General features: G+C 65.3%; 20 protein-coding genes. 6 read left to right on the top strand and 14 right to left on the bottom strand.

What is annotated here, in order from left to right:
* Window positions 1-686 precede the first annotated feature (686 nt).
* On the bottom strand, window positions 687-3,518 hold the full coding sequence (locus tag I6F16_RS27450; protein ID WP_225113011.1) for a tetratricopeptide repeat protein: 2,832 nt from the start codon (window positions 3,516-3,518) through the stop codon (window positions 687-689).
* A gap of 195 nt (window positions 3,519-3,713) precedes the next feature.
* Between I6F16_RS27450 and I6F16_RS27445 the strand changes: the two genes are divergently transcribed.
* From I6F16_RS27445 to I6F16_RS27430, 4 genes are read left to right on the top strand one after another with little or no spacing between them, the layout of a single operon-like run.
* A complete protein-coding gene (locus tag I6F16_RS27445; RefSeq protein ID WP_035996651.1) occupies window positions 3,714-4,133 on the top strand; it encodes an organic hydroperoxide resistance protein in 420 nt (139 codons plus the stop codon).
* A gap of 35 nt (window positions 4,134-4,168) precedes the next feature.
* Window positions 4,169-5,197: an alpha/beta hydrolase gene (locus I6F16_RS27440; protein WP_225174171.1), complete on the top strand. Its 1,029-nt coding sequence runs from the start codon at window positions 4,169-4,171 to the stop codon at window positions 5,195-5,197.
* Window positions 5,198-5,249: 52 nt separating this feature from the next.
* Window positions 5,250-5,813: a cytochrome P460 family protein gene (locus tag I6F16_RS27435; protein WP_225113013.1), complete on the top strand. Its 564-nt coding sequence runs from the start codon at window positions 5,250-5,252 to the stop codon at window positions 5,811-5,813.
* Window positions 5,814-5,830: 17 nt separating this feature from the next.
* Window positions 5,831-6,652, top strand: coding sequence for an SDR family NAD(P)-dependent oxidoreductase (locus I6F16_RS27430; protein ID WP_035996659.1), 822 nt, complete (start codon window positions 5,831-5,833; stop codon window positions 6,650-6,652).
* 11 nt (window positions 6,653-6,663) lie between these two features.
* On the opposite strand, the gene I6F16_RS27425 is transcribed toward I6F16_RS27430, so the two are convergent.
* A complete protein-coding gene (locus I6F16_RS27425; RefSeq protein WP_225113014.1) occupies window positions 6,664-10,173 on the bottom strand; it encodes a PAS domain-containing hybrid sensor histidine kinase/response regulator in 3,510 nt (1,169 codons plus the stop codon).
* A gap of 182 nt (window positions 10,174-10,355) precedes the next feature.
* Window positions 10,356-11,585 (bottom strand): 5-aminolevulinate synthase, encoded by a 1,230-nt coding sequence (gene hemA / locus I6F16_RS27420; protein ID WP_035996665.1) that lies wholly within the window; start codon window positions 11,583-11,585, stop codon window positions 10,356-10,358.
* A 267-nt stretch (window positions 11,586-11,852) separates the two neighbouring features.
* On the opposite strand from hemA, the gene aroQ reads away from it, so the two are divergent.
* Window positions 11,853-12,284 carry a type II 3-dehydroquinate dehydratase gene (gene aroQ, locus I6F16_RS27415; protein ID WP_036020614.1) on the top strand — a complete coding sequence of 144 codons (432 nt, stop codon included), beginning with the start codon at window positions 11,853-11,855 and terminating at the stop codon, window positions 12,282-12,284.
* Window positions 12,285-12,454: 170 nt separating this feature from the next.
* On the opposite strand, the gene I6F16_RS27410 is transcribed toward aroQ, so the two are convergent.
* The 4 genes from I6F16_RS27410 to I6F16_RS27395 all read right to left on the bottom strand — a co-directional run bounded on the left by I6F16_RS27410 (window position 12,455) and on the right by I6F16_RS27395 (window position 17,243).
* Complete coding sequence (locus I6F16_RS27410; RefSeq protein WP_035996672.1) at window positions 12,455-13,516, bottom strand: MBL fold metallo-hydrolase; 1,062 nt, start codon at window positions 13,514-13,516, stop codon at window positions 12,455-12,457.
* Window positions 13,517-13,653: 137 nt separating this feature from the next.
* Window positions 13,654-15,810 (bottom strand): methyl-accepting chemotaxis protein, encoded by a 2,157-nt coding sequence (locus I6F16_RS27405; RefSeq protein ID WP_225113015.1) that lies wholly within the window; start codon window positions 15,808-15,810, stop codon window positions 13,654-13,656.
* A 161-nt stretch (window positions 15,811-15,971) separates the two neighbouring features.
* The gene (locus tag I6F16_RS27400) at window positions 15,972-16,697 is read right to left on the bottom strand and encodes an outer membrane protein (RefSeq protein ID WP_035996788.1); all 726 of its coding nucleotides are present in this window, start codon (window positions 16,695-16,697) and stop codon (window positions 15,972-15,974) included.
* A gap of 225 nt (window positions 16,698-16,922) precedes the next feature.
* Window positions 16,923-17,243: a hypothetical protein gene (locus I6F16_RS27395; RefSeq protein ID WP_035996689.1), complete on the bottom strand. Its 321-nt coding sequence runs from the start codon at window positions 17,241-17,243 to the stop codon at window positions 16,923-16,925.
* Window positions 17,244-17,432: 189 nt separating this feature from the next.
* On the opposite strand from I6F16_RS27395, the gene I6F16_RS27390 reads away from it, so the two are divergent.
* Window positions 17,433-17,717: a hypothetical protein gene (locus I6F16_RS27390; protein ID WP_036020690.1), complete on the top strand. Its 285-nt coding sequence runs from the start codon at window positions 17,433-17,435 to the stop codon at window positions 17,715-17,717.
* 32 nt (window positions 17,718-17,749) lie between these two features.
* Here I6F16_RS27390 and I6F16_RS27385 read toward each other — a convergent pair whose 3' ends face one another.
* The 7 genes from I6F16_RS27385 to I6F16_RS27355 form a co-directional block, all read right to left on the bottom strand.
* Window positions 17,750-18,691, bottom strand: a complete 942-nt coding sequence (locus tag I6F16_RS27385) for an AEC family transporter (protein ID WP_225113016.1) — start codon at window positions 18,689-18,691, stop codon at window positions 17,750-17,752.
* Window positions 18,692-18,796: 105 nt separating this feature from the next.
* Window positions 18,797-19,006, bottom strand: a complete 210-nt coding sequence (locus I6F16_RS27380) for a hypothetical protein (RefSeq protein WP_035996696.1) — start codon at window positions 19,004-19,006, stop codon at window positions 18,797-18,799.
* Window positions 19,003-19,179 carry a hypothetical protein gene (locus tag I6F16_RS27375; RefSeq protein ID WP_225174170.1) on the bottom strand — a complete coding sequence of 59 codons (177 nt, stop codon included), beginning with the start codon at window positions 19,177-19,179 and terminating at the stop codon, window positions 19,003-19,005. Before I6F16_RS27375 ends, I6F16_RS27380 begins: the two co-directional genes overlap by 4 nt.
* Before the next feature lie 369 nt (window positions 19,180-19,548).
* Entirely contained in the window at window positions 19,549-21,168 is a 1,620-nt protein-coding gene (locus I6F16_RS27370; RefSeq protein WP_192893054.1) for an ABC transporter ATP-binding protein, read from the bottom strand.
* A gap of 2 nt (window positions 21,169-21,170) precedes the next feature.
* On the bottom strand, window positions 21,171-22,010 hold the full coding sequence (locus I6F16_RS27365) for an ABC transporter permease (protein ID WP_035996700.1): 840 nt from the start codon (window positions 22,008-22,010) through the stop codon (window positions 21,171-21,173).
* Window positions 22,007-22,978: an ABC transporter permease gene (locus I6F16_RS27360; protein ID WP_035996702.1), complete on the bottom strand. Its 972-nt coding sequence runs from the start codon at window positions 22,976-22,978 to the stop codon at window positions 22,007-22,009. Before I6F16_RS27360 ends, I6F16_RS27365 begins: the two co-directional genes overlap by 4 nt.
* A gap of 199 nt (window positions 22,979-23,177) precedes the next feature.
* On the bottom strand, window positions 23,178-24,728 hold the full coding sequence (locus tag I6F16_RS27355; RefSeq protein ID WP_035996790.1) for an ABC transporter substrate-binding protein: 1,551 nt from the start codon (window positions 24,726-24,728) through the stop codon (window positions 23,178-23,180).
* Window positions 24,729-24,777 lie beyond the last annotated feature (49 nt).

Raw genomic sequence — 24,777 nt, 5'->3', positions numbered from 1 at the left:
TGGGTCAACCGATCGGCGGCCATATATTCTGCTTTACAGAAATTCGGATTCAACGTAAATGTCGCCCACCCTGATCCGGCGAAAGGGGCGGTCGTACGTCGTCACGAGCCGCGGATCGGGCTGCGGTGGACGCATTTGCGCCGTCGCGGATGTGAGACGCAGGGCGGGGTGATGGATTGAGCCGAGCCCCGTGAGCGCCTCGCAAGCCGCGTTGTACGAACGGCGCTGGTTGCGTAACGGCAAAACCGTGTGGTCCTGGCCGTCGTTGCTAGGGTCAAGCGCTTGCGGATGCGGCATCTGCGCCAACCGGCGCGGTGCCGGTGACTTTCGTGAGGGCGAGGGAGGCCAGAGGGAACTCGGCTCCCGGGAGAGCACGGCATAAGCCGTCCGACCATCGCGCAGGGAAGGCCGTGTGTTCGGCTCCACCTGTATGCTGCTGTGCGGTTCTTCCTGCGTGTGCATTTCGCGCAGCGGACCGCGGGTGCGATGTCAGCACCCGGCCTTCCCTGCGCCCTTTCTTCCAAGAGGGCGTGACGCGAAGCGCAAAACTCGGGCGAAAGGCGCCGCGAGAAGGCGAGGGCATGTCTGCAAGCCGAGGTGCTGGTTTGAGGACGATAGCGGTTCACCTAGCGCTGTCATTGCGAAAAGCGAAGCGACGAAGCAGGGCACGCCGACGGGGTGATCCGCTACAGCGTGGTCAGAAGCACGCTGACCGCTCTGATATCCGCCGTATCGGAGCCCTCGGCAAAGCCTTCGAGCGCCGATTGGAGCCATCGCTTCGCCTCGTCGCGCTGCCCGCGTCCGGCAAACAGCCCGGCGAGATCGATCGCAGCGCGCAGCTCCCAGGCCGTGGCGCCTTGCCGGCGGCCGAGATCCAGGGATTGCATGAAGTGGGCTTCTGCCTGCTCGGCGTCGGGCTCCGGCAGCGACAACAGAACTCTGCCTTTCATCCGCAGCAACTCGGGCATGTAGAGATGATCGCCGCTCTGATCGACGAGGCGGATCGCATCGTCGATCAGGCGCGCACTCTGCTCGACCTGTCCAAGCGCCAACAAGCCTTGAACCAGTGCGATGTTGAAGGTCGTGGTGAGCAGTTCGTAGCCCGCCTCGTGGAGCTTGCGTAGGCAAGCCATGATCGTATCGACGCCTTGCGCGGCGTCTCCCCGACGGATCGCCAGTTCGCCTTTCACGCCGCGGCCCACCACGAGATAGGGACCCATCGAGCGAGATTCGGCATGCGCGATGAATTGGTCGATGCTCTGCTCGGCGCCGTCGAGATCGCCGTCCCAGAGCGAGATCGAGACCGCCCAGATCAACGCGATGCACAGCGTGATCGGATGCTCCATCTGCGCGGCTTCAGTCACCGTCTGTTGCGCCAGCTGCCGCGCGTCCGCGGGCCGGCCCTGCAACCAGAGTTCGCGCGCCAGCGTGATGCCGGCCCGGTTGCGATGATCGAAGCCATGGATGGTGCTGATTCGTTCGGCGCCCGGCCCTTGCCGTGCGACCTCCAGCATCTTCAGCGCGTCGCGGTGCTCGCCGGCCAGATGCAGCGAAACCCCGAGCAGCGAATGGGCGAGGACGATCGAGCCGGGATCGCCGAGCGGCTGCGCGACCGCAAGGCTCTGCTGCGCATAGCCAAGCGCGGCATGGAACTGCCCCATCCGTTCGTGAAAGATATGCATGCGGCCGAGCAGCTGCAGCTGGTTCGGCGCGTCGCCGCGCGCCTCCGCGATCGCAAGGCTCCTGCTCAAGGCCACGCGCGCCGCCTCGCTGCCGCCGCGCGTGAACATCAGGGTCAGCCCGAGGGCAGCCTGGATGTGCATTTCATCGGCGCTGCCGCGCGCGGACGGGGTCATCGCAAGCAGTGCCCGTTCCGACCAGCGCCGGCATTCGATCAAGAGGGACATCGCGAGGAAGATCGGCGCTGCCGCGGCGGCGAGCGCAATGCCGGCGGTGGCGTCGCCGCCCGCGCCAAAGCACCAGTCCAGCGCGGCACGCACATTGTGGAGCGCGGAGAAGTGGATCGCCCGTTCGTCGGCGTTCGGCGTTGCCGCCCATGTGCTGCCGGCCTGCTCCAGCCATCGCCGGTAGTAGGTCGCGTGGCGGGCGGCGAGCGCGGCGTCGTTCGGCTCGATCTCGAGCAGATAGGCGCGCGTGGTATCGAGCAGACGGTAGCGCATCATGGCGCCGACCGGCCGCGGCGCGACCATCGATTTGGCGACGAGACTGTCGATGGCATCGAACAAATGGGAGCGGTCGGCACATTCATCCGGGACGACCTCGAGGGCGGCGTCGATGGTGAAGTGACCTGCGAAGACCGCCAGCCTGCGGAGGACGAGGCGCTCGATGTCGGACAGCAGCCCGTAGCTCCAGTCCAGCGTCGCCCGCAACGTCTTCTGTCGCGGGGGCGCGGTGCGCTGGCCCTGCCAGAGCAGATTGAGACGCTCATCGAGCAGCGCGGCCGTCTGCTCCAGGCCGTAAGCTTCGACCCGGCCGGCGGCGAGCTCGATCGCCAGGGCCATGCCGTCGAGGTTGCGGCAGATCCTCGCGATAGTCGCGGCGTTGGTATCGTCGAGCGCGATCTGCGCGCCGCCAGCGGTCGCCCGTTCGATGAAGAGCTGAAGCGCGGGATAGGTCTGTGCAGCCGCCGCACTCAGCCCGGCACTATCAGGCGGTACGGCGAGCGGCGCCAGTCGATAGACCTGCTCGCCCTCGACGCGCAGGGCTTCGCGGCTGGTGGCGAGGATGTGGACATCAGGCGCAGCGTGGAAGATCGCCGAAGCCAGCGGTGCCGCCGCGGCGATGACATGCTCGCAATTGTCGAGGATGAGCAGCAACCGCTTGTCCCTGACATGCGCGAGCAGCGCGGGCAGGGGATCGTCGGTCTCGGCCGGCAAGCCGAGCATCAACAGGATCGAGGTGATCACGAGATCGGGATCGCTGAGCGCGGCAAGGTCGACGAAATGCGCGGCGTCGGAGAACGTCGCGAGCAGGTCGTGGGCGATCGCCACCGCGACGGCAGTCTTGCCGACGCCGCCCGGACCGACGATCGTGACGAAGCGCGAGGTGAGAAGCTTGTCGGAGATGGTGGCGACGGCCTGGTCGCGCCCGACCATCCGTTGCAGCCGATTTGGCAGCTTGACCGGCGGCAATTCCGTTGGCGGGGACGAGCGCCGCGCCGCCGCAAACTGCGTGTGCGAGATCGGCGCCACGAAGCAATAGCCGCGCCCGGAAAGCGTCGTGATGTAGCGTGCGCCGTCCTTGCCGTCGCCGAGCGCCTTGCGGAGAGCGGCGATGTGAAAGCGCAGATTGGCCTCTTCGACGGTGATGCCGGGCCACACCAGCGCCATTAGATCCCATTTGCTGACGACCTCGTTCGGCCGCGACATCAGTGCGATCAGCGCGTCGAAGGCCTTCGCACCCAGCGGCACCGCGAGGCCGTCGCGCGTCACGAGCCTTTCATGTGGCGCCACGGTGAATGGTCCGAACGAGAGTCTTGGCCCGGTCGGCGTGGTCATCGCGAAATCTTGCTCATTTGCGAACCGGATAGCCAGAGGGCAGCCATCCCGCAAGGCCTGCGTTGCATCGGCCTCAGACCTTGTTTGCAGACCTCGCATCAGCTTCTGCGCCGGCCTCACAACTTCTCACAAGTCCAAACGGGTCTCCGGAGCGCGTCGCTGCTAGTCAGTTTGCGCGACTGCAAGGAGCTCTTCATGACGCAAACGGCAAAACTGCTCTACACGGCCCGGACCCACACCAGCGGCGGCCGGCACGACGGCATATCGCGCAGTTCCGACGGTCGCCTCGACGTCAAGCTGTCGCCGCCGGGCGGGGCCGGCATCGGCACAAATCCCGAGCAATTGTTTGCGGCCGGCTGGTCGGCCTGCTTCGAAGGCGCCATGGAACTCGCCGCGCGCAAGCAGAAGGTGACCCTTCCCAGGAAAAGCGCGATCGACGCGGAGATCGATCTCGTGCTCGACGAGGGCGCCTACGCGCTGAGGGCGCGCCTCAATGTCAGCCTGCCGGGACTCGACCCCGAGATCGCACGCGGCATCATCGATGAAGCGCATCAAACCTGCCCCTACTCCAAGGCCGTCCGCGGCAACATCGACGTCACGGTCGCGCTGATCTGACGCACCATCATCAACCACGACGAGGTAACACCATCATGAAGCAGCTCATCGATCAGCACCGCCGCCAGTTTCTCGGCATCGCCACCGGAGCCGCCGCCGCGGGCATCGGCGTGATCGCGTTCGCTCGTGCCGAGACGGAACCGCAGCGATCCCAAGCATCGAATGCGTCCTTCGGCGCGATCAAGCAGATCGATGCCGGCGTTCTCAACGTCGGCTATGCCGAGGCGGGTCCCTCGAACGGTCCGGTAGCGATCCTGCTGCATGGCTGGCCCTACGACATTCACGCCTTCATTGACGTCGCGCCCCTCCTGGCAAAGGCCGGCTATCGCGTGATCATCCCATACTTGCGTGGCTACGGCACGACGCACTTCCTCTCCAGCGAAACGCCGCGCAACGGCGAGCCTGTGGCCATGGCCGCGGACATCATCGCGCTGATGGACAAGCTCGAGATCAAGAAAGCCGTCGTCGCCGGCTTCGACTGGGGTGCACGCACCGCCGACATCATCGCCGCGCTGTGGCCGGACCGTTGTCGCGCGTTGGTAGCGGTCAGCGGCTATCTGATCTCGAGCCAGGCTGCCGGCAACGCGCCGTTGCCGCCGCAGGCGGAGCTGCAATGGTGGTACCAGTTCTACTTCGCGACCGAACGCGGCCGGGCCGGATACGAGAAGTACACGCACGATTTCGCCAAGCTGATCTGGAAGCTGGCCTCGCCGCAGTGGAAGTTCGACGACGCCACCTTCAACAGGAGCGCGGCGGCGCTCGACAACAGGGATCACGTCGCGATCACGATCCACAATTACCGCTGGCGGCTCGGGCTTGCCCAGGGCGAGGCGAAATACGAGCCTCTCGAAAAGAAGCTGGCCGCTGCTCCGCAGATCGAGGTGCCGACGATCACGATGGAGGGCGATGCCAACGGCGCGCCCCATCCCGATCCCAGCGCCTATGCCAAGAAGTTCTCAGGCCGATACGAGTTTCGCCTGATCACCGGCGGCGTCGGCCACAATCTGCCGCAGGAAGCGCCACAAGCCTTCGCCAAGGCCGTCATCGACGCCGACGGCGCCTAGGCATTCGTCGGCACCTCCGTCCAGCCTCATTGATCGAGCCCGATGAAACATCATGACGATAGCCGAACCCGAAAAGAAGAAATCTCTCTACACCACGATGATCGTGCTGACCGTGGTCGTCCTCGTCGTGCTCCTGACCTGCATGCCCTACCTCGTCACGATCGCCTTCGCGGAAGGGCCAGCGGAACAGAGCGCGGCGGACGCCTCGCCGATCTTCGGCGTCACAATTCCAGCCGGCTATAAGCGGTGGGAGCTGATCGCGCCGGCCGAAGAGGCCGCGCCGCTCGACGAGCTGCGCGCTGTTGTCGGCAACCAGACCGCCATCGATGCCTATCAGGCCGGAAAACTGCCGTTCCCGGACGGCACCATCCTGGTCAAGCGCGCCTGGAAGCGGAAACAGTCACCCGAGTTTGCGTCCGCGACGATTCCCGGCGCCGCCACCACGGTCCAGGTGATGGTGAAGGATTCCAGGAAATACGCGGCTACCGGCGGCTGGGGCTTTGGCCGCTTCATCAACGGCAAGCCGGTGGACGAGGCGCAGCACCGCACCTGCTTCGCCTGCCACGAAGCCCGCGCCAAGAGCCGCGACTATGTCTTCACGCGGCTTGCGCCTTGAGACATACGGTGACTGGCTTGAAGACTTGGTTCATCAGCGGCAGCTCTCGCGGGCTTGGCCGTGCCATCACGGAAGCGGCACTCGCCGCGGGCGACCAGGTGGTTGCCACTGCGCGGACGCTCCAACCGCTTGAACCGTTGCGGGAACGTTTCGCTGAAAGACTGTGCCTTGCAACGCTCGACGTCACGGATGAAGCTGCCGCGCCGGCAGCCATCGCGCTTGCTGCGGAGACGTTCGGCGGACTCGACGTGGTCGTCAACAATGCCGGCTACGGCGACCTCGGATCGGTCGAGGATACTGGCCTGGACTCGTTCCGGCGGCAGATCGAGGCCAATTTGATAGGCACCATTATCGTCACCAAGGCGGCGATTCCGGTGCTGCGCCGGCAGCGCCGTGGCCACATCGTGCAAGTCTCGTCCGTAGGCGGCCGGATCGGCGCCCCAGCCCGCGCCGCCTATTCGGCCGCGAAATGGGGTATCGAGGGCTTTTCGGAATCGCTGGCGCGCGAGATGGCGCTGATCGGCGTGAACGTCACGATCGTCGAGCCCGGCGGCTTTCGCACCGGCTTTGCGCGAGCCGCACATGGGACCGGCGAAGGACGCCCGGAATACGATGCGCTCGTCGGCGCTGCCGTCAGGATGCAGCGCGATTACGACGGCCGGCAGCCCGGCGATCCAGCCAAAGCCGCGGCCGTGGTTCTGAAGCTTGCCGATATGGAGCGCCCGCCTCTGCGCATTGCGCTCGGAAGCGATGCCGTCGACGCCATCGCTGCGATCGATAAGCTCCGCCTCGAAGAGCTGGAGAGGTGGCGAGCGCTCAGCGTATCGACTGACTATTGACCCCGGGGGCCTCACTCCGCCGCCACCATTTGTTGCGTGCGCCACTGGCCCAGCAGGGCACGCAGCGAAGCCGGCTTCACCGGCTTGTTGAGCACCGCGATCTTCTCGTCACGCGCGGCGACCTGCACGGCGGGACTGCGATCGGCGGTGATCAGGATCGCAGGGATGCCATCGCCGAAACGGCGGCGGATCTCGCGGATGGCGGCGATGCCGTTGCCGCGATCGAGGTGATAATCGACCAGAAGGCCGGTGACGCGGCGGCCGGCGGTTTCGATCGCAGCGATCGCGCCTTCGGGATCGGCGACCGCGATCACCTCGGCGTCCCAAGCCTTGAGCAGCGTGCGCATGCCGTCGAGGATCGCCGCATCGTTCTCGATGCAGACGATCAGCGCGCCCGAGATCGGTGTGCGCGCCAGCGGCGTCGCGCTGGTCACGGCCGCGGTGTGGGTGACCGCCTTCGCCGTCGGCACCGTCACCGAGAAGACCGAGCCGCCGCTTCGATTGCCGTCGATGGCGATGCCGTGCTTGAGCACGCGGGCCAGGCGTTCCACGATCGAGAGGCCGAGGCCCAGACCGCGCGCGATCCGCGCCCCCTGCTCCAGGCGATGGAATTCCTTGAAGATCTCGCCTCGCTTGACCGCGGGGATACCGACGCCGGTGTCGTAGACGCAGATCTTGAGCGAGGCGCCGCGGCGGCGGCAGCCGACCAGCACGCGGCCGCGCGGGGTATACTTGATCGCGTTCGAGATCAGGTTCTGGAGCAGGCGCCGCAGCAGGAGCCGGTCCGACTCGACCGGCAACGAGCAGGGCACGAAGGCGAGCTCCAGGCCCTTGGCGCGCGCGATCGGCGCGAACTCGATTTCCAGCGACCGCATCAGATCGGCCATCTTGAAGCTCGAGATCGAGGTCGCCATCGCGCCAGCGTCGAGCCTGGAAATGTCGAGCAGCGCGCCGAGGATTTCCTCGATCGCCTGCAAGGATTCGTCGATGTTCTCGACCAGCCGCGTCTCCTCGCCATTGTGCTGGCGCTCGACGAGGCTGGTGACGTAGAGCCGCGCCGCGTTCAGCGGCTGCAGGATGTCGTGGCTGGCGGCGGCGAGGAAACGCGTCTTGGAGATGCTGGCGTCCTCCGCCGCGCTCTTGGCGATGGCCAGCTCGGAGTTCAGCCGCGTCAGCTCCTCGGTGCGGTCGCGCACGCGCTTTTCCAGGGTCGCATTGGCGCGCTCCAGCGCTTCGGCGGCTTCGAAGCTCGGCGTGACGTCGGTGAAAGTGATGACGAAGCCCCCGCCGGGCATGCGGTTGGTGAGCACTTCGATCACCATGTGGCGTTCCGGCAGCCGCTCGAGATAAGGCTCGCTGTCGGTGGTGTAGGCCGCAAGGCGCCGTTCCAGCAGGGCCTCGCGCTCGAGCGGATCGTTCGGATCGCCGAGGCCGATGAACTCCAGGATCTCGCGCAAGGGCGTGCCGAACTGGATCAGATGCAGCGGCACATTGAGGAGGTCGCCGAACTGCCGGTTGGAGCAGATCAGTTGCAGATCGGCGTCGAACACGGCGATGCCCTGGCGCACATGGTTGAGCGCGGTCTGCAGGATCTCGCGGTTGAAATGCAGCGCGGCGTGCGAATCGTCGAGCAGCTTCAGCGCGGCCTTGGCGGAGACCGTCCGCTTGCGCAGCAGCAGCGACATCACGAGGCGGGAGGAGGCCGCGCCGATCGAGGAGGCAATCAGATGCTCGGCGTGCTGCAGCAGCTCGAAATCGGCGGGCGCACCGGGCTCCAGCCGCACGTTGCGCCGCGCCGAGAAGGCCTCGAAGGAATGTCGCGCGCGGTCGGGCCCGAGATATTGCGCCACCGTGGTCTGGATGTCCTGCACGGTGACGGTGCTGCGCCAGCGGCGGAAGCTCGGGGAGATCGGTGCGAGCGTATTGGGCACGAACAGATCGGCTTGCAGCAGCTCGATGGAGGATGGCCGGCGTGCCAGCGACAGCAGCACATAGGTCAGGATGTTGAGGGACAGCGACCAGATCACGCCGTGCATCAGGGGCGGCAGGTCGGCGCCGAACAGTGCCTGCGGCCGCAGCGCCTCGATGCCGAACGGGCCGTGCTGCAGCAGCAGGATGCCTGACGTCGAGGAATCCATGAAGCTCGGCATGAACAGCGTGTAGAGCCACACCGCAAACCCGACCAGCATGCCGCCGATCGCCCCGCGCGCGGTCGCGCGCCGCCAGAGCAGGCCGCCGAAGAAGCTCGGGGCGAGCTGGGCGATGGCGGCAAAGGAGAGCAGGCCGATCGCCGCGAGCTGGGTGCTGCCGAGCGCGCGATAGTAGAAATAGGCCATCACCATGATGGCGAAGATCGCGAGCCGGCGCGAGCGCAGCAGGAAGTTGCTGAAATCGGCCCCGCCGGCGCGCCCCTCCGGCCGACGTTTCAGCACCAGCGGCACCACGAGGTCGTTCGAGACCATGATGGAGAGCGCGACGCATTCGACGATCACCATGGCGGTTGCCGCCGAAAGCCCGCCGACGAAGACGGCGACGCTGAGCAGGTTCGCGCCGCTCTCGATCGGCAGGGCCAGCACGTACATATCAGGGTCGGCCGTGCCGAACGGGAAGGTCACGAGGCCGGCGAGCGCGATCGGGATCACGAACAGGTTGATGGCGACGAGGTAGAGCGGAAACAGCCAGCGCGCGCGGCCGACCTCGGCATCCGAGGAATTCTCCACCACGCTGACGTGAAACTGGCGCGGCAGCAGCATGATCGCGCACAGCGACAGCAATGTCATGGTCAGGAAGTTGCCGATCGACGGCGAATAATTGATGGCGCGCACCGCTTCCGGCGTCCTCATCGCGCGCTCGATCAATTCATGCGGCGAGAACATCCAGAAGGTGACGAAGATGCCGGCGGCGAGGAAGGCGACCAGCTTGATGATGGATTCGGTCGCGATCGCCAGCATCAGGCCGTGCTGGTGCTCGGTCGCGTCGGTCTGTCGCGTGCCGAACAGCACAGCGAAGGCCGCCATCGTCAGCGTCACCATCAGCGCCATGTCGCCGAGGATCGGGATGTGCGAGAAGGCCTGGTCTTCGCTCAGGATTGTGCCCAGCGAAGAAGCCACCGCCTTGAGCTGGAGCGCGATATAGGGCACCGAGCCGATGATCGCGATTGCGGCGACGGTCGCCGCCACCGCCTGGCTCTTGCCGTAGCGGGCTCCGATGAAGTCGGCGATCGAGGTGATGTTGTGGGCTTTCGCCAGCTGGATCACGCGTCGGAGCACCCCGGCCCCCAACCCGATCATCAGGATCGGGCCGACATAGATCGCGAGGAAATCGGTCGAGGTGCGGGTCGCGAAGCCGACCGACCCGAAGAAGGTCCAGGACGTGCAGTAGATCGCCAGCGACAGCGGATAGATCAGCCCGGAGGCCCGGCCGCGACCGGCCGGCGAGCGGCGGTCGCCGTGGCTCGCCACCAGGAACAGGAAGCCGATATAGCCGAAGGCGGCGGCGATCACGCCCCAATCGTGCAGCATGGGTCGGGGGCTCTCTCCCTGGGCGCCGGCGGCGCCCGAGCTCATTTTCCTTGCAAACCTAGCGCGTTGAGCGAGTGCAGGCGACAGCGAAATGCCGTGCGGCGGTAGGAACTGCCGGCGTCGTTAAGCGGTGGGGCGAGCTGTCCGCCCGCTCTTACCCTCCAGGGGAGGGTAAAAGAGGCCTATTCCGCGGCCAGCGACTTCGCGCGCAGCGGCAGGCCGAGGCGGTCCCACACTTGCAGCAGCGCTTCGGCGAGCTGATCGATCAGGCCGTCGTCGTGATAGGGCGAGGGCGTGATACGCAGGCGCTCGGTGCCCTTGGCGACGGTCGGATAGTTGATCGGCTGGATGTAGATCCCGTGCTGTTCGAGCAGCAGGTCGGAAGCCTGCTTGCACTTCTCGGGATCGCCGACGAACAGCGGTACGATGTGTGTGTCGCTCGACATCACCGGCAGGCCGGCGGCATTGAGGATCGCCTTGACGCGGGCGGCACGGTCCTGGTGGCGCTCGCGCTCCCAGCTCGACGTCTTCAGGTGCCTGATCGCGGCGGTCGCGGCCGAGCAGACCGCCGGCGGCAGCGCGGTGGTGAAGATGAAGCCCGGCGCATAGGAGCGCACGGCGTCGATGATCTGGCCGTTGGCGGCGATGTAGCCGCCGAGACAGCCGAACGCCTTGGCCAGCGTGCCCTCGAGAATGTCGATGCGATGCATCACGCCGTCGCGCTCGGCGATGCCGCCGCCGCGCGGGCCGTACATGCCGACGGCGTGGACTTCGTCGACATAGGTCATCGCGCCATATTTCTCGGCGAGATCGCAGATCCTGGCGAGCGGCGCGACATCGCCGTCCATGGAATAGAGACTCTCGCAGACGATCAGCTTCGGCCGATCGGGACCGGCCGCTTTCAACAGCTCTTCGAGATGCGCAACGTCGTTGTGGCGGAACACGATCCGCTCGCAGCCGGACTGGCGGATGCCCTCGATCATCGAATTGTGGTTGAGCTCGTCCGACAGGATCAGGCAGTTCGGAATGAGCTTTGCGATGGTCGGGATGCCGGTCTGGTTCGAGACATAGCCCGAGGTGAACAGCAGCGCGGCTTCCTTGCCGTGGAGATCGGCGAGCTCGGCTTCGAGCTGCACCAGCGGATGATGCGTGCCGGCGATGTTGCGGGTGCCGCCGGCGCCGGTGCCGACGCGCGTGGCAGTCTCGACCATGGCGCCGACCACCTTCGGATGCTGGCCCATGCCGAGATAGTCGTTGGAGCACCAGATCACGACGTCGCGCTTGCCCTTGGGCGAGTGCCAGACCGCATGCGGGAACCGGCCGGCCGTGCGTTCGAGGTCGGCGAACACGCGATAACGCCGCTCGGTGTGGAGACGATCGAGGGCGGAATCGAAGAATTGGGCGTAATCCATCGGCAAACCTGCAACGGAACCTGACCAAGGGGACGGGTCTACTTAGAGCTTTTCCAGCTCCAATGTCTATGCGCTATCCCACATTTGGATCTGTGGGGCATTTGGGCAAAATGCCCTATCCGGCGCGTCTCAGTTTGATCCCGATCAATCCTGCGCGACATATAATGCTGCTCTGCACCATCTGCCGGGGCGACCCAGCCTATGGTCTTCCGTCGCAGCCCGGCGCGCGCTTTCCTTGCTCAACCAGGCTCTCGAAAGGACCCTTCCATGAAGCGCGTGATGATCCTCAACGGCCCCAACCTCAACATGCTCGGCATCCGCGAGCCGCACATCTACGGCACGACGACGCTCGCGGAGGTCAACGCGAGCTGCGAGGACGCGGCCGCCAGGCTCGGCCTCAAGCTCGCCTTCCACCAGTCCAACCACGAGGGCGTGCTGGTTGATCTGATCCAGTCGGCGCGGCAGGACGCCGAGGCCATCGTCATCAATCCGGCCGGCCTCTCCTTCACCTCGGTCTCGATCATGGACGCGATCAAGACGTTCGAGGGTCCGGTGCTGGAGGTGCACATCTCCAACATCCACGCCCGTGACGAATATCACCGGCACTCCAAGATCTCGTACGTGGCGACCGGCGTGATCTGCGGGCTCGGGCCGTTCGGCTACATCGCGGCGCTGCACGCGATCGCGAATATGAAGTGAGGCGCCAGCCGCGCCGGAGGTCTGCTCCCTCGCCCCGTTCTTACGGGGAGAGGGTTGGGGTGAGGGGCTGTTTCGGCAATGATGGTGAGAGTTGGACTCGCGGAGACTCCCCCTCACCCGCCACGCTTCGCGTGTCGGCCTCTCCCCGCAGGCGGGGAGAGGCGAATAACTCACGTCGTCCGAAACTGCAGCACGCCGTCCTGCATCTCGGGCGTGAGGCGGCCCTCGACGATCATGTAGTTGACGTGGGCGACGAGCTCGCCGGCGGCAAAGCCCATCTGGTGCTCGTCCAGCACGTGCTTGTTGAACACCACGGGCACCAGAGCGCGCGAGGTTTGCGGCACCTCACGGCAGGCTTCCGCGATCAATCGGCAGCGCTCTTCGTGGTGGTCGGCGAGCTGCTTGATGCGGGTCTTCAATCCGTAGAATGGCACGCCATGGCCGGGCAGCACCAGCACGTCATAGGGCAGCGTCGTGGTCAGGCTGGCGAGCGAGGCCAGATATTCGCCGAGCGAGTTCTGGTCGGGCTCGACCGCCCAGACGCTGACATTCGGCGAGATCTTGCTCAGCACCTGGTCGGCGGAGAGGAACAGCTTGTCGTCGGCGCAATACAGCATCACCTGGTCGAGGGCGTGGCCGCCGCCGGTGATGACCTTGAAGCGGCGCGTGCCGATCACGACGTCGTCGCCATGCGAGATGCGGCGGTAGGACGGCGGCAGCACCGAGACGCGCTTCAGATAGTCCTGGCCGCGGCCGAGCAGCTTTTCGGTGAGCGACTCGTCCATGCCATGGCGGCGGAAGAACAGCCGCTGCGCCTCGCGCCGCTCCTCGGTGCCGCGGTTCTGGTGATAGACCGATTGCAGATATTCGACCTGCGACATCACCAGCGGGCAGCCGAACCGCTCGACGATCCAACCGGCGAGGCCGACATGATCCGGGTGGGAGTGGGTGACGATCAGGCGCGTGATGTTGACGCCTTTCAGCGGTCCGTCGAACAGCTTCGTCCAGGCCTCGATCGTCTCCTCGTTGCCGAAGCCGGCATCGATCATCGCATAGCCGTCGCCATCGGCGAGCAGGTAGATGTTCACGTGGTTGAGGCGGAACGGCAGCTTCAGCCGCGCCCACAACACGCCGGGCCGCACCTCGACCACCTGTTCGGGGCCGGGATGCTGTTCCCAGGGGTAGCGCAGGGCCTCGGCCGAGGACTGCGGGGTGTCGGTTTTCGAGCTCATGCTATCGGCTTAAACCCAGCGCGCGCGGGGCGCCAGCCGAAAAAGGATGCTGGGCGGCGACAGCATGGCGGTCATACCGAGGCAGTTTTCCGTAGCCCGGATTGCGCTACGCTCCATCCAGGCTACAGGACAGGGCCTTACGCCGCCCGCATGTCGTTGAGGAAGGCGTCGATCTCCCCGCGCAGCATATCGGCCTCGCGGCGCAGCGCGTCAGAGGCGCCCAGCACCTCGGTGGCCGCAGCGCCGGCTTCGGCGGACGCGGTGGAGACGCCGACGATGTTGCTGGAGACCTCGCTGGTGCCGCCGGCGGCATGCTGGATGTTGCGGGCGATTTCGCGCGTCGCGGCGCCCTGCTCCTCGACCGCTGCTGCGATCGTGGTGGTGACGTCGTTGATCTCGCCGATGATCCGGCCGATGCCCTGGATGGCGCCGACCGCGGAGGTCGTGACTGACTGCATGCTGGCGATCTGGGTGCGGATCTCGTCGGTCGCCTTGGCGGTCTGGCTCGCCAGGCTCTTCACCTCGGAGGCAACCACCGCGAAGCCGCGGCCGGCCTCGCCGGCGCGTGCCGCCTCGATGGTGGCGTTGAGCGCGAGCAGATTGGTCTGCGAGGCGATGGTCTGGATCAGGTCGACGACGACGCTGATGCGGCTCGCGCTGTCGGCAAGGCTCTGCACCGTGGCGTCGGTCGCTCCCGCTTCGTCGACCGCCTTTTTGGCGATCTCGGCGGAGGTCACGACCTGACGGCTGATCTCCTGGATCGAGGAGGACAGCTGCTCGGTGCCGGCCGAGACGGTCTGCACGTTGACCGACGTCTCTTCCGCGGCGGAGGCGACCGCGTTGACCAGCGCGTTGGACTGGTCGGCGGTGTTCGACATGCTCTGCGCGGTCGATTGCATCGAATTGGCCGATTGGGCCAGATTATCGAGCGCGGAGCGCACCGTGCTTTCGAACTGGGCGATCTTCGCCTCCATGCGCGCGGCGCGCTCGGCCTTGGCGATACGGTCCTTGTCCTGCTCGCTCGTCAGCGCGCGGGTCTCGATCATGCTCTCCCGGAACACCTGCAGCGTGTTCGCCATCACCGAGATTTCGTCGTTGTGATTCTTCGAGCGGTAGATCTCGGTTTCGAGATCCCCGTTCGCGAGCAGCTGCATCGACTGCTGCAAGGCGCCGATCCGGCGCAGGATGTTACGGCCGACATAGAGCCAGACGAACAGCGCCGAGCCGACCAGCATCAGCGCGCCCAAGCCCAGCATGACCGACGTCGCGAGCGAAATCTCCTGCCGCGCCTGGAAGGTCGAGGTGTTGGTCTCTTTCTGCACGCCGTCGACGAGCTGCTGCACGCTGATGCCGAGCCCGACATTGAGCTTGCGGGTCTCGTCCAGGATGGTCTGGCCGTAGTCGATGGAGTCGAGCTCTTTCTCGCGCAGATTGAACACGCCGGTCTTGCCGGTGCCGAGCGCGAGCAGCTTTTCCGCGGTGTCGCGCAGCATCTTGTTGCCCTGGTTGTCCGGCAACAGATCGAGGTTCGACCGCAGGCGCCCCTGCGCCGTCTTGAATTCCTTCTGGATGTCATCGAGCTTGTCGCTGGTGTTCGCCGACAGCGCCGCGCTCATGTTGGCGGCGGCGAGATTACCGCTGGCGACGACGTTGCCGAGCTGACCGACGGTCTGCGCGGCGTCGGTCGCGTCTGCGGCTGACAGGTCGGCTGAACCGAGAATGGCATTGACGCGGGTCTGCGCGTCCAGCATCGCCGGACTCGCTGCGCCGACGAACGCGCCCTGCGCGGCGCGAAGCGCGTCATATTGCTTGTCGTGCAGCGCCGCGATGTCGAGCCGTTCGCGGGCGGCTTTCGTCAGGCTCTGAGCCGCCTCGTTGATGCTCTTCATCGTCTCGCTGAGCCCGGAGACGACGCTCTTGTCGCCGCCGAGCTCGATGATCTCGTTGAGCTTCTGCTGCGTCTGCTCCTGTAATTCCCTGAGCTTCTTGGTACGTTCGGTCAAGGCGTCCTCGCTCTGCGCCGCAAGCAGGGCCGGTCCCTGCGCCGCGAGGCTCGCACTCAGCGCCGACAATTGCAGGCTGGCGGAAAGGCGCGGAATGTCCCGTCCGCTCAGTTCAGTCATGCGTCCGCCGAGATTCTGCAGCGCAAGGCCGGCGCCGGCCGCGATCACGAGGCCCATGCCCGCGATGACCGCAAACGCCGCGAACAGGCTGCCGCGCACGCCCCATTTGGGCATTTTGAAACGCGGACGGAAACTGCCAAGGAAGCGGCCAAGGCCCAAACGGATCGGCATCGAAAATTCCCCCAATGTTCTTCTATTTGTGGCTGCAGTATCGGCAGCACCGGTTAAGGAATCGCAATGAGCCCAATCGGTTGACGTTGTTCCGCAGAGCGAAAAAAGAGGGGCCGGCAACGAGGCCGGCCCCTTCATCTTGATAAGGTCCTGGTAACCGATCAGTAGCGCGCCATGGCCGGGCTCGCCCAGTTGAAGCGGTAGTTGACGCCCGCCTTGAAGGTATGGTCGTCGGTGGTGAAGGCGCCGGTGCCGGCGAGCGGACCGGCAGTGAAGCTGGCGTCGCCGAAATTGTAGTACTGGTACTCGGCCTTGGCCGACCAGTTCGGGGCGAACATGTATTCGAGGCCGGCGCCGACGGTGTAGCCGTTGCGGTGATCGCCGGTGATGACGAAGGCGGCCGGCACGCCGCCGACGGTGACCCTCTCGTTGTTGTCCGAATAGGCGTAGCCGCCCTTCACATAGACCAGGCCGGGACCCCAGGTGTAGCCGACGCGGCCCGTGATCGAGCCGAGGCCGCGCTGGTCGTTGGTGTAGGCGATGCCGCCCGGGAACACGGCGCCGACGCTGCCGGAGAGCCAGGAATACTGGCCTTCGACGCCGACCACGAAGTTCGGGTGGAACTGCCAGTCCGCACCGACCTGCACGCCGCCGAGGAAGCGGCCGTTGCCGTTGTTGCCGGTGGAGAGGCCATTGAAATTGTTGTCGCTGGAGAACGCGCCGCCGACATGGGCGCCGAGATAGAAGCCCGTCCAATTGTAGATCGGCGCGGCGTAGGCCGGCGCGGGCGTCTTGTAATAATTGCGGTTGCCGAGATCGGCACCGACGGCCGGCGCAGCCGCGCCCAACACGAGCAGCGCCACGGTCGCAAACAGAATCTTCTTCATCGTCTTGAACTCCAACACGTAAGGTCCCCCGGCAGGCGCGTTTTCTGCGCCGCATTGGTTTTGCAGATAGCTCGCTTTTGACGAAAATGCTGTCACATCAGTGGCACAGCGACGGCCAACGTAACTTGTTGGGCCGTAAATGATTTTCGTGCTTAATGGCAACTTAAGAAGTGGTGAAGGAAGGCTTAACGGCGCACTCTGTCGGTAACTTGCGCGCGCCTTGCGTTAACCAAGACGCCGCCGTGCCTCATCGCGCATCTGCGCGCGAAAGGCGGCGCGCTTTGCCGGCCTGTCTTCCTCACGCACGTCGTGTCGATCGAAGATGTCGAACTTCTCCAGGATCGGATAGCGCTCGCTCGCCATCGCGAGCACGCGCAGTATCCTGGTCCCCTCCGGCGTCGGGCCGCTGACCTCCCATCGCCGGATGGTGTCGGCGCCGCCTCTTTCCGGCAGTCCGCAAAGCTTGGCCATGTCGGCCGCGCTGAGCTTGCGCTCGAGGGCATCGGAGAGGTCGTTGCGAAGCTGCTTCAGTTCGGCGCCGGTCATGCTTGCGTCCAGGGAAGTCACTGAAAGCAATGCACTAGCGCTGATTCGGGTCCATCCGAAGACGGTGTGAGTCCGCCGCGCTCCGGCACCTTCGTCCGCACACGGAGTTATGAAGGGAGAACCCATGGAAATTTGCCGATGCATGAACACTTGGCATATCGGGGCGCGCAACGGGTGAAGGGATCAGCCATGAAAACCATCAGACTCGCCATTTCCGCGCTGATCACGACGGGACTGCTTGCCGCACCATTCGCAGCTGAGGCGAAAAAGGTCCGGTCCAGCCGGCAATACAGCACTGGTGTGGTGGCTCCGACCTATGGCGGAGCCGGAGCGCCGGCCGCGCAACCGAGGGCGGCCTACGGATCGTCGGGACAGTCGGTTGGCACTGTCACCGCGCCGTCGATCGGATCATACAATTGGCCCTCGGTCGGCGTGACCAACTCGGCTCCCACCTGGAGCAACACCACGAGATAGAGGGCTCCGGCAAGGTGGAGGCCACTGGCGGATCAACGCATGCCGCTCGCCAATCCCGAGAGCAGATAAAGCGCGATGAGCAATGTCGCGACCGACAGCATCGTCGTGATCGAGACCGTGGCCGCAACCAGCTTCTCCTCGACCTTGTGTTCATGTGCGAGGACGTAGACGGTTTTCGCCGTCGGCACGGCCGCGCAGATGACCGCCGCAACCGTGTAGAGAGGGGTGAGGCCGATCACGACGCAAAGCCCGTAGACGATGAGCGGCATGACCACCAGTTTCACCGCGGCGAGCGCAAACGACGCTTTCAGGTTGGACCGCAAGCCCTCGATGGACAGGCCGAGCCCGATGGCGAACAGCGCGCACGGCGTGAGCGCGGCGGCGATCATGTTGAGATAGGCCGCGACCGGTGCCGGAATCGGCAATCCCGTCACCGCCCAGGTGAGGCCGATGAACGTCGACAGCACCATGGGATTGAGCAGGATCTGCTTTGCCAGTCCCATAGAGCGCACGGAGGCCCCGCGTGCATCGCGCTTTTCCAGCAGGATCACCGTGATCGGAAACATCACCGCGGCCACGAACACCGTTGCGACGGCCGCGGGCAGGACGGCGGGTTGGCCGTAGATCGCATGCAGGATCGGCAGCGCAACGAACCCGGTGTTGGTCATCGCCGCCGCCATCCCGTGAATGGTGCTGCTGGCGAGGTCGTGTTTGCCGCCTGCGCGGACCGGCACGAACACGAGCGCGAAGCAGATCAGCGAGCCGCCGCCGAAGGCGAGCAGAAAACGCCATTCCAGGAGATTGCGCGCCGGCTCCTGGGCGATCGTGACAATCAACAGCGCCGGCATCGCCACGTTGTAGGCGAAATGCACCAGGGCATCGGCCAGCGCCCGCGAGAGATAGCCGAGCTCGCCGGCGAGCCAGCCGGTGACGATGATCGCGAATACGGGAAGAACGAGGCTGGCGACCTCCATTCGGCTTCCCCCTCATTTTCGAACAGGGAGGGTAGACCGGCAATGGACTGGCGTCACTCCGTGATTTGTGGGTCGCCTTGATTTGTCGGAGGAGAATCCGCCTCGCTAGATTCCCCGGCGCCCCTGGTCTCCGATCACGCAGCGCCAGGCCGCCAGGCGCTCGGCCGGATGCTGGTTCATCCATTCGGCAAGCTGCGGCGCGCCCATCAGGCAGGCCTGCACCGAGATTTGCGCAAAGTCCGACGTGGTGACGATCTGCTCGTGACAATTGGAGGGAGAGGCGAGGCTGCAAAGCACGGCGATGATCTTGATCACGATACGTTACCTCCGTCGCGGTCGATGAACGGGCGACGGATCGCCGGCTTTCCCTGGCCCTCGTCCGTCGGATCGACCGGCGGGAAGATGCTGTCGTAGATCGCCCGCGCTTCCTGGATGAGACGCGTTCGCTCGCGCTCGGACTTCGAGACAAATCGAATAACTTCGCCCATGTTGGCTCCGAATATCAGTGTGAGTCCGTCATGAGATGACGTCGATCATTCAAACGTCATCTATGGTCATGCCCTTAAGCTTTGAAGCGGCCGGTCCGGTCACGACCGGATAAAAAGCGCGTGACCAGGCTGCGCAGTTCCCAGCATCCCGGTGCGTCTTGCTTGCTGGGTTGTTGAGCTGCCCATCACACCACGTTCGTTGTACGGCGCCAGCCGCGACGAGCGATTATGGCGTCAACTCACCCCTTGCCGACATGAGCAAGGATGATCTCACGAAAGCAAATGCCGCTGAATCGAATATGTTTCGCCTCGCTCGGCGTGCAAGTTTTTGGAACCATCACGGAAATCAATGAACGAGGACGAGCCGCCTCAGGCCGCCGGCGCGTGCTCCTTCCGTCCGGGCACGGCTGCGAGCAATTCGCGCGTATAGGCGTGCTCGGGCGCGGCGAAGAGTTGCGCCGTCGGCTTCAGCTCGACGATGGCGCCGCGCTGCATCACCGCGATACGGTCGCAGATCTGGGCCGCGACGCGCAGATCGTGGGTGATGAACAGCATCGACAAGCCAAGGCGCGCCTTGAGATCTTCCAGCAGCTTCAACACCTGCGCCTGCACCGAGACGTCGAGCGCGGAGACGGCCTCGTCCGCGACGATGATCTCCGGCTCGAGCGCAAGCGCGCGGGCGATGCCGATGCGCTGGCGCTGGCCGCCCGAGAATTCATGCGGATAGCGCTCGAGCGCGCCGGCGTCCAGGCCCACCATCTTGAGGAGATCGCGGGCGCGGTCGAACGCCACCTTCGGATCGGTCCCGGCTGCGATCGGCCCGTCGGCGATGATGTGGCCGATTTTGCGGCGCGGATTGAGCGAGGCGAACGGATCCTGGAAGATCATCTGGATGCGATGGCGCTCGCCGCGCAGCGCCTTGCCGGAAAGCGAGGTCAGGTCGGTCTCGCCGATCCGCACCGTGCCGCGGTCGGCTTCGATCAGTCGCATCACCAGGCGCGCTACCGACGACTTGCCCGAGCCGGATTCACCGACGAGGCCGAGCGTCTCGCCCTTGAGGATGTTGAAGTTGACCGCGCGCGCCGCATCGACGCGGCGGGCCTGGCGGAACCAGCCGCCCGACGTGACGTAGGTCTTGTCCAGCCCGATCACCTCGACGGCCTTGGCCCGATCGTCCAATGGCTCTCGCGGCGGCGGATCCATCGAGGGCACGGCGGCAAGCAATGCCTTGGTGTAGTCGTGCTGCGGCTCGTTGAAGATGGCCGCGGCCGGACCTTCCTCCACGACCTTGCCGTGGCGGAGCACCACGACCTGGTCGGCGATGTCGGCGACCACGCCGAAATCATGGGTGATGAACATCACCGCCATGTTGCGGCTCCGCTGGAGGTTGCGGATCAGCTTCAGGATCTGGGCCTGCGTGGTGACGTCGAGCGCGGTGGTCGGCTCGTCCGCGACCAGCACCGCGGGCTCGAGCGCGAGCGCCATCGCGATCATGGCGCGCTGGCGTTGGCCGCCGGAGAGCTGGTGCGGATAGGCGCGCACGATACGCTCAGGGTCGGGCAGGCCGACTTCGCTTGCCAGCGCCAGCGCCTTGGCCCGCCGCTCCTTCGGCGTGAGCAGGCCGTGCGCCTCGAACATCTCCGCCATCTGGTCGCCGATCCGCATCAACGGATTGAGCGCGGTCATCGGCTCCTGGAAGATCATCGCCAGCCGACGGCCGCGCAGATCGCGCCAGCCGTCGTCAGCGAGCTTGAGCAGGTCCCGGCCCTCGAACTGGATTTCACCGGAGGTGACCGAGACCGTATCCGGCAAAAGGCCCATCAGCGCATGCGCGCACATCGACTTGCCGGAGCCGGACTCGCCGACGACGCAGACGATCTTGCCGGGCTGCAGATCGAGCGAGACACCGTCGACCGCGAAGGGGCGCTCGGCGCCCTTGGGCAGCGCGATCCGCAAGTTCCTGATGGAGACGGCGGGCGAGGCGGTCATCGTCAGCGGCCCTCCCGCGACAGGCGCGGATTGAGCGCATCGTTGAGGCCTTCGCCGATCAGGTTCAGCCCGAGCACCGAGATCAGGATGGCGATGCCGGGAAACACGGTGATCCACCAGGCCTGTCGGATCACGGTGCGGCCGGCGCCGACCATGTAGCCCCAGGAGATCAGATTGGGATCGCCGAGGCCGAGGAAGGACAGCGAGGATTCAAGCAGGATCGCGGTGGCCACCATCAACGAGGCCAGCACGATCACGGGCGACAACGCGTTGGGCAGGATCTCGCGCAGGATGATCCAGCTGTTGCTCTGGCCGGTGACGACGGCGGCCTGGACATATTCGCGCGTGCGCAGCGACAGCACCTCGCCGCGCACGAGGCGAGCGACCGGCGGCCAGCTCACCACCGCGATCGAGGCGACGATCGAATAGATCGAGGGCTGCAGGATGGCGACCAGCACGATCGCGAGCGCGAAGCTCGGAATGGTCTGGAAGAACTCGGTGAAGCGCATCAGGGCGTCGTCGACCTTGCCGCCGAAATAACCGGCCATGGCCCCGATCGGCACGCCCACGATCAGCGCCGCCAGCGTGGAGACGAGACCGACCAGAAGCGAGACGCGGGCGCCGAAGATCATGCCGGCGAAGATGTCGCGGCCGAGCGCGTCGGTGCCGAGCGGCACGGCCCCGAGCGTGAACGGCGGCAGGAACGGCCGCTGCACCATGCGCCAGGGCGAGTTCGGGAACAGCATCGGTCCGAACACCGCGACAGAGATTGCAACCAGGAGGATGACGAGCCCGATGACGCCGCTCGGGCTCTTCAGCATCGATTTCCAGAACTGTTTCATGCGGCGTATTCGATCCGCGGATCGACCAGGCGATAGACGAGGTCGGTGATGAGGTTGAAGGTGAGGACCATGGCGGAGCAGATCACGAACACGCCGAGCAGCAGATTGTAATCCCGCTGCAGCAGTGCGTCGTACATCAGCCGCCCGATGCCGGGCCAGGCGAATACGGTCTCGGTGATGACGGCGCCGCCGATCAGCGTGCCGGAATGCACGCCGGCGAGCGTCACCACCGGCAGCAGCGCGTTGCGCAGCACGTGGCGGCGCTGGATCACGGCGTCGGAGAGCCCCTTGGCGCGCGCCGTCTTGACGAAGTCGAGGCGTTTCACCTCCAGCATCGAGGCGCGCGTCATGCGGGTGTAGGTCGCCATGAAGAACAGTCCCAGCGTCATCGCCGGCATGATCAGGTGCTTTGCGACGTCGAACGCGTGGGCAAGGCCGGTGAGATTGGCGCCGACCGTCTCGTAACCGAAGCTCGGCAGCCAATCCATCGTGACCGAGAACAGGAGGATGCCCATCAGCGCCACCCAGAAGATCGGCATGGCGTAGAAGATCAGAGCGAACACGGTGATGGCGGTGTCGAGGAAGGTCCCGGCAAAGCGCGCGGCGAAGGTGCCGAACAGGATGCCGAGCGTGAGCGAGATCGCGAAGGCGGTCAGCGTCAACAACAGCGTCGCCGGCAGCCGCTCGCCGATCAGTTTTGCGACCGGAGCCTGCTGGCGGAAGGAAAAGCCGAGGTCGAGGCTGACGACGCCCTTGACGTAGATGAAGAGCTGCTCGGGCAGCGGCTTGTCGAGCCCGAACTTCTCCCGGAGCTGCTTGACGAAGACCTGATCGCTGGCCCCGGCCTCGCCCGCCATCACGATCGCGGGATCGCCAGGCGCCAGGCGGATCAGGAAGAAATTGAGAACGACGATCGCGAGCAGGACGATCACGCCCTTCAGGACGCGCTGAGCAACGAAGGAGAGCATCTAGTGAGTCATATTGGTGATGTGACCTGGCGCCACGGAGACGGAGTGACTCCCTCGCCCCGCTTGCGGGGAGAGGGTTGGGGTGAGGGGGACTTCCCGCGAACGTATCAGCAGTTGGACTCGTGGAGACTCCCCCTCACCCGAATGTGCGCTATGCGCACATTCGACCTCTCCCCGCAGGGGAGAGAGGTAAGAGGCTTCACTTGTCGAGCCATGCGTCCTTGAAGCCGTCATTGACCCCGATCCCCGTGGTGATCAGGTTCTTGACCTTGCAGCGCATGATGGTCGGAAATTGCAGCTCGAGCATCCAGGCAACCGGCACGTCCTCGACCAGGATCTTCTGCGCCTTCTCGTAGATCTCCTTGCGCTTGGAATCCGGCGTTGCAACCGCGCCCTCGGCGAACAGCTTGTCGATATCCGGGTTGGAGTAACCCTCGACGTTGTTGAACATCTGGCCCTTGGCGATGTTGCTGGAGATGTAGTTGCGTCCCACTCCGAGCGCGGGGTCGCCGTACTGGTAGAGATAGGTAAAGGCGATGTCGTAATCCCACTCGGCGATCTTCTGGTTGCCGCCGGCGACGTCGGTGGCGATCGTCTCGATGGTCATGCCGACATCCTGGAGGTTCTGCTTGACGGCTTCGCCCCAGCGCTGCCAGGTCTCGCCATAGGCGAGCGGCAGCAGGCGGATCTTTTCGCCCTTGTAGCCGGCTTCCTTCAGCAGTGCCTTGGCCTTGGCCGGATCGTAGGGGTATTTCTTCACGTCATCGGTATAGAACTTGATGGTCGAGGCCGACGGGCCGGTGGCGACCTTGCCGAGCCCGTTCCAGATCACGTCCTTGGCGAAGTCGCGGTCGACCGCATACATGATCGCCTGCCGCACCCGCTTGTCGGCGAGCGGACCCTGGCGGTTGTTCAGCCACAGCCAGGCCAGCGGCGAGAAGAATTCCCAGCCGGCGCCGGTGACGCAGGTGTCCTTCAGCTTGGACAGCCGCGGCACGTCGAAATTCTCGACCGAGCCGCCGGGCAGCACGTCGACCTTGCCGGTCTCGTAAGCCACCGAGCGCGCGGCGGCGTCCGGGATGATCTGCCAGTAGATCTCGTCGAGATGGGGCTTGCCCTTTTCGTGGTAGTTCGGATTCTTGACCAGGCGGATGAACGAGCCCTTCTGCCATTCCTTGAACATGAATGGGCCGGTGCCGATGGGTGCGTTGTTGTAGGGGTTGGTCTTCCAGTCGGTGCCTGCATAGAGATGCTTCGGCACCATCGGCATCGAGCCGACCTCGAAGATGCCGAGGAACGGGCCGAACGGCTGCTTCAGCGTGAAGACCACCGTATGATCGTCCGGCGTCTCGACCTTGTCGACCTGCGCCAAATTGGTTCGGGCGCGCGCATGGGTCTGCTTCAGCATCTCGATCGAGAACAGCACGTCGGCGGCGGTGAAGGGCTTGCCGTCGTGCCAGGTCACGCCCTTCTTCAGCTTGAAGATGTAGGTCTTGGCGTCCTCGCTGACGCTCCAGCTCTCGGCGAGCTCCGGCAGGGGATCGAGCTTGGGGCTGTAGCGCAAGAGGCCTTCGAAGATGTTGCCCGAGACCATCTGGGTCGGGCCGTTCTGGACCTGCGCAAGCATCAGGCCGGGCGGCTCGGGCTGGATCACGGCATTGATCACACCCCCCGTCTTCGGCTCTTGCGCCAGCGCAGGGGCCGCAAGGCCGCAAGCCAGGAGGAGACCAAGCAACACTCGTTTTGGCATGTCGTAATCTTTCTCAAGCGAGACCAGCCGGAAACGCTTCGCACGCGCC

It is taken from the genome of Bradyrhizobium sp. IC4060 (assembly GCF_020193715.1).
Lineage (GTDB): Bacteria > Pseudomonadota > Alphaproteobacteria > Rhizobiales > Xanthobacteraceae > Bradyrhizobium > Bradyrhizobium yuanmingense.
Note: the sequence above shows the minus strand (reverse complement) of the source record. Positions and strands in the feature narration are given on the sequence as shown.

What these genes read in the sequence shown, in the direction of transcription:
- I6F16_RS27355 (WP_035996790.1), bottom strand. Translation starts at nt 24,728, where the DNA reads ATGCCAAAACGAGTGTTGCTTGGTCTCCTCCTGGCTTGCGGCCTTGCG.
- I6F16_RS27450 (WP_225113011.1), bottom strand. Translation starts at nt 3,518, where the DNA reads ATGACCACGCCGACCGGGCCAAGACTCTCGTTCGGACCATTCACCGTG.
- I6F16_RS27400 (WP_035996788.1), bottom strand. Translation starts at nt 16,697, where the DNA reads ATGAAGAAGATTCTGTTTGCGACCGTGGCGCTGCTCGTGTTGGGCGCG.
- I6F16_RS27405 (WP_225113015.1), bottom strand. Translation starts at nt 15,810, where the DNA reads ATGCCGATCCGTTTGGGCCTTGGCCGCTTCCTTGGCAGTTTCCGTCCG.
- aroQ (WP_036020614.1), top strand. Translation starts at nt 11,853, where the DNA reads ATGAAGCGCGTGATGATCCTCAACGGCCCCAACCTCAACATGCTCGGC.
- I6F16_RS27425 (WP_225113014.1), bottom strand. Translation starts at nt 10,173, where the DNA reads ATGCTGCACGATTGGGGCGTGATCGCCGCCGCCTTCGGCTATATCGGC.
- I6F16_RS27410 (WP_035996672.1), bottom strand. Translation starts at nt 13,516, where the DNA reads ATGAGCTCGAAAACCGACACCCCGCAGTCCTCGGCCGAGGCCCTGCGC.
- I6F16_RS27435 (WP_225113013.1), top strand. Translation starts at nt 5,250, where the DNA reads ATGACGATAGCCGAACCCGAAAAGAAGAAATCTCTCTACACCACGATG.
- I6F16_RS27440 (WP_225174171.1), top strand. Translation starts at nt 4,169, where the DNA reads ATGAAGCAGCTCATCGATCAGCACCGCCGCCAGTTTCTCGGCATCGCC.
- I6F16_RS27360 (WP_035996702.1), bottom strand. Translation starts at nt 22,978, where the DNA reads ATGCTCTCCTTCGTTGCTCAGCGCGTCCTGAAGGGCGTGATCGTCCTG.
- I6F16_RS27390 (WP_036020690.1), top strand. Translation starts at nt 17,433, where the DNA reads ATGAAAACCATCAGACTCGCCATTTCCGCGCTGATCACGACGGGACTG.
- I6F16_RS27395 (WP_035996689.1), bottom strand. Translation starts at nt 17,243, where the DNA reads ATGACCGGCGCCGAACTGAAGCAGCTTCGCAACGACCTCTCCGATGCC.
- hemA (WP_035996665.1), bottom strand. Translation starts at nt 11,585, where the DNA reads ATGGATTACGCCCAATTCTTCGATTCCGCCCTCGATCGTCTCCACACC.
- I6F16_RS27445 (WP_035996651.1), top strand. Translation starts at nt 3,714, where the DNA reads ATGACGCAAACGGCAAAACTGCTCTACACGGCCCGGACCCACACCAGC.
- I6F16_RS27385 (WP_225113016.1), bottom strand. Translation starts at nt 18,691, where the DNA reads ATGGAGGTCGCCAGCCTCGTTCTTCCCGTATTCGCGATCATCGTCACC.
- I6F16_RS27365 (WP_035996700.1), bottom strand. Translation starts at nt 22,010, where the DNA reads ATGAAACAGTTCTGGAAATCGATGCTGAAGAGCCCGAGCGGCGTCATC.
- I6F16_RS27370 (WP_192893054.1), bottom strand. Translation starts at nt 21,168, where the DNA reads ATGACCGCCTCGCCCGCCGTCTCCATCAGGAACTTGCGGATCGCGCTG.
- I6F16_RS27375 (WP_225174170.1), bottom strand. Translation starts at nt 19,179, where the DNA reads ATGGGCGAAGTTATTCGATTTGTCTCGAAGTCCGAGCGCGAGCGAACG.